At 45.8% G+C, this 2,888-nt stretch carries 1 tRNA gene, 2 rRNA genes and 3 pseudogenes; 2 read left to right on the forward strand and 4 right to left on the reverse strand.

Features of this window, described 5'->3' with window-relative positions:
- Window positions 1-559: 559 nt before the first annotated feature.
- Window positions 560-1,005 (forward strand): annotated as a pseudogene (locus EYR25_RS21110) (IS630 family transposase); the annotation flags it as partial.
- Window positions 1,006-1,061: 56 nt separating this feature from the next.
- On the opposite strand, the pseudogene EYR25_RS21455 reads toward EYR25_RS21110, so the two are convergent.
- Window positions 1,062-1,799 (reverse strand): annotated as a pseudogene (locus EYR25_RS21455) (IS630 family transposase); the annotation flags it as partial.
- Between the two features lie 187 nt (window positions 1,800-1,986).
- On the opposite strand from EYR25_RS21455, the pseudogene EYR25_RS21125 reads away from it, so the two are divergent.
- Window positions 1,987-2,094 (forward strand): annotated as a pseudogene (locus EYR25_RS21125) (IS630 family transposase); the annotation flags it as partial.
- A gap of 123 nt (window positions 2,095-2,217) precedes the next feature.
- Here EYR25_RS21125 and rrf (EYR25_RS21130) read toward each other — a convergent pair.
- From rrf (EYR25_RS21130) to rrf (EYR25_RS21140), 3 genes are all read right to left on the reverse strand, one after another.
- Window positions 2,218-2,333 (reverse strand): 5S ribosomal RNA (gene rrf, locus EYR25_RS21130).
- A gap of 34 nt (window positions 2,334-2,367) precedes the next feature.
- Window positions 2,368-2,443: transfer RNA gene (locus EYR25_RS21135), tRNA-Thr, on the reverse strand.
- Between the two features lie 33 nt (window positions 2,444-2,476).
- Window positions 2,477-2,592, reverse strand: a 5S ribosomal RNA gene (gene rrf, locus EYR25_RS21140).
- Between the last annotated feature and the right edge of the window lie 296 nt (window positions 2,593-2,888).

A 2,888-nucleotide genomic window follows, 5' to 3' on the forward strand; every position in this document is an offset into this window, starting at 1 on the left:
ATAAGTCGTTGTACATATTGCTATGAACACTCATTCATTGATTTAATTCTTTGATTACTCGCCAAACGGCAGAGTAATTTCGATTAACTCAACACCTGTGAGTGTCCACACAGATTTCTTGTTTAGATTGTTAAAGAGCATTTGACCACTCACTTCGCGTTACCGCTCAGCGGGTCAGGGCTGCGTATTCTACGCATTTCCCATTTGGCGTCAAGGCGTTTTTGCAAACTTCTTGTCGCTTTCGAATCAAGTGCACATTTTGCATTCGATTCGCACTGTAATCGCATTCGCTTTCGCTGTCTGCCGTGTCAGTGGATGCGCATTATAGGCAGCGAAAACTTTTGTGCAAGGGCTTTTTTGAAGTTTTTTGCATTATTTTTCAAATGCCTTTTTACACCCAATCTAGGCACAAGCTGCCCACGAGTTATTCCCAGAGTTATCCACATTGCGCCAGTTTTTCCAATAATCGCGCCCTTTTAATTATCCGCTTTTTAGTACTTAAAAGTTCGTTGCTTACGGTACTTCTTCAGAATAGTTTCAGTCGTAATACATTGCTTAAGCGATTCAAGAGGCTTTTAAAAAAACTTCCGGATGGCAACGATCCTTAGCACACCTGGGCACATTGCACTCGATCGTATTGACGTTTGGTTTCAAGATGAAGCCCGCTTTGGCCAACAGAATACCACCACCCGTATTTGGACAGAGAAAGGGGCTCGTCCACGAGCCGTCAAGCAGCAACAATTTGAATCTGCGTATTTATGTGGCGCCGTGTGTCCGACAACGGAGGCGACACAAGCGATTATTGCCCCGCATGCCAATAGCGAATATATGCACGAGCATTTAGAACTGATTTCAACTGCCACCCCATTTGGACGGCATGCGCTGATCATCATGGACGGCGCGGGCTGGCATCAACAGGATTTGGCCGATGACGTTGATAATCTGATGCTTCTCAAGTTGCCGCCTTATTCACCGGAGTTAAATCCGATAGAACAGGTATGGCAATGACTGCGTCAAAATATGTTGGCTAATCGTTGTTTTAGTGGTTATACCATTCCGCATTAAAGTTCAGTCACTTTTGCCCATTCCCGAGAGCACATCTTTACCACGCGTTTTGTACAACTGATAAAGCTGTTCCATGCCTGGCTGCAAGCATCCACTCTGTCCTCATATCCTTTAAAACAGCGATTGGCGAGATAATGTTGGCGCAGCCAACTCCATACCTGTTCGATGGGGTTAGTTCTGGGGAATATGGCGGCAGTTTGAGTATCGACAGGTTGGGGATATCAGCAGCAATGTCATTGGTATGCCAACCCGCACCGTCCATTACCACGACAGCATGGCGGCCAGGTTTGGTGCGTTTTGCAATCAGCTCCAAGTGCTGGTGCATGATGTCCTTATTAACGAATGGCGTGATGATGGCTTCAGTTTCTCCTGTTGCAGGACAGACTGCGCCGAAGAGATAACTACTGCTGTCTTAGCGCTCTTGGTCTACTGCCTTTGGGGGCCCAAAGTCGTGTCGTTGTATTTTGCAGGCCGAATCGGGCTTCGTCCTGAAACCAAATATCAATCTGGTATGGTTGTATATGAATGGGAGTGTGAAGGAGCGTTTCCAGAGGAAACTTTTTAAAAGCGTCCTGTAAGCTCTGAGTTTGTTTTGGATACCTGGAGCGGCTGGTTATCCAACAGAATCCCATGCTCTTTAGTAGCTTGTAGATATGATTGGGATGGTACTCGACATTAAACTCACTCGAGATGTATTGCTGGATGTCGGCCCCAGTGAGTCTGCCACCCTCATCTGGCTTGCCACCTGAGTGTGGTTATGGCATTGCAAAAATAGCGATACAGCGAGCAATTGTATGCGCTTATGCGAATTTTTCTCATTTGGAGAGGCTAAGCAGACTTTCTGCAGTTTCAGGTTTCCTCATCCAATTTTAAGCTGTTGGGTTGCTTGCTATTAGATCAGACTTCAATGCGGAATGGTAGTACGACGATATTGTCGAACAGTGCTCTATTACATGGAATACTTTCATTAAGAAGAAAACAAGAATGATAGGATTGTGTACTAGACAGTGGACAATTTTGGTCAGTTAGTTAATGGAATTGGTATCATATCCAGCTGGAGGGCTGAAGGGCTGGAGGAGGCGAGCAAACGATGGAAATAAACTCTCGGAAAGCAAAAAGGCCACCTTATTAGATGGCCTTTCTTAATTTAGCGCTTGGCGATGACCTACTCTCACATGGGGAGACCCCACACTACCATCGGCGCGATTGCGTTTCACTTCTGAGTTCGGGATGGGATCAGGTGGGACCACAATGCTATTGTCACCAAGCAAATTTTTCTCTAGGACACTACACTAGACTGTATGGTGCTGATACCCAGAATCGAACTGGGGACCTCATCCTTACCAAGGATGCGCTCTACCGACTGAGCCATATCAGCAATTCTTTATCATCAAAGATGACATAATTAGGCGCTTGGCGATGACCTACTCTCACATGGGGAGACCCCACACTACCATCGGCGCGATTGCGTTTCACTTCTGAGTTCGGGATGGGATCAGGTGGGACCACAATGCTATTGTCACCAAGCAAAAAATTGTCTGGAACAATTTTTAACGCGCTTTAGCGCGGCCCGTTAGGGTCAACTACAGGGAGGTAGTTGATAAATTCTTATTCCAGTAAATTCGGAAAGCTGGTTTGAGTTGCACTTATTAAGTGTTCATATTCAAGCTAAGTGCTGTACGACCTCCAGGGAAGGAGGAAGTACTGGAAAATGTCTGGAACATTTTCAGTAAAACCCATCTGGGTTGTATGGTTAAGCCTCTCGAGTCATTAGTATCAGTTAGCTCAACGCCTCACAACGCTTACACACCTGACCTATCAAC

It is taken from the genome of Shewanella decolorationis, from assembly GCF_004354305.1.
GTDB lineage: Bacteria > Pseudomonadota > Gammaproteobacteria > Enterobacterales > Shewanellaceae > Shewanella > Shewanella decolorationis.